The 758-nt window shown below is 59.0% G+C and carries 2 protein-coding genes; both read left to right on the plus strand.

Annotation, left to right across the window (positions count from 1 at the left end):
* Window positions 1-326 (plus strand): UDP binding domain-containing protein (locus IB248_RS30890; RefSeq protein ID WP_281419732.1); only part of this gene is annotated, 326 nt, incomplete at its 5' end.
* A 2-nt stretch (window positions 327-328) separates the two neighbouring features.
* Window positions 329-758 (plus strand): NAD-dependent epimerase/dehydratase family protein (locus IB248_RS30895; RefSeq protein WP_192242243.1); only part of this gene is annotated, 430 nt, incomplete at its 3' end.

A 758-nucleotide genomic window follows, 5' to 3' on the forward strand; every position in this document is an offset into this window, starting at 1 on the left:
GCGACGCGCCATCGATCACCATCATCCAGGCCTTGCTGGATGGCGGCGCCAACGTTCACGCCTATGATCCAGAAGGCATGGAAATGGCGAAGGAGGTTATCGGCCCCATCACCTACGGCCGCGACCCGTACGAGATTGCAGAAGGCGCGGATGCCATCGTCATCGTCACGGAATGGGACGAGTTCCGAGCGCTTGATCTCAGGCGGATGAAGTCGCTGGTGAAGACCCCGACCATCGTTGACCTGCGCAACATCTATCCCGTCGCCGAAGTCACCAAGCATGGCTTCAGCTATTTCGCCATCGGAAAGAAGAACGAGAAGAAGTAGAGATGCGCTATTTCATCACCGGCACTGCTGGCTTCATCGGCTTTCATCTTGCCCGCCGCTTGCTGCAGGATGGCCACGAAGTCGTCGGCTTCGACGGCATGACGCACTACTACAACATCAAGCTCAAGCACATGCGCAATGCGGCGCTGGCGCAGTTTCCGGCCTTCCGCCCGGTGACAGCGATGCTCGAAGATCGCAAAGCCCTGGAAGAGGCCGTGGCCAGCGCGGCGCCTGATGTGATGGTGCATCTCGCAGCACAGGCCGGCGTCCGCTACAGCCTGGAAAACCCGAAAGCCTATCTCACATCGAACCTCGAAGGCTCCTGGAACATCCTCGATATCGCCAAGGATGTTGGCGTCAACCATCTCATGCTGGCCTCGACATCGTCGATCTACGGCGCCAATCCGTCCATTCCCTTCCGTGAGACAGACC

Origin of the sequence: Rhizobium sp. RHZ01, from assembly GCF_014851595.1 — a bacterium.
Lineage (GTDB): Bacteria > Pseudomonadota > Alphaproteobacteria > Rhizobiales > Rhizobiaceae > Rhizobium > Rhizobium altiplani.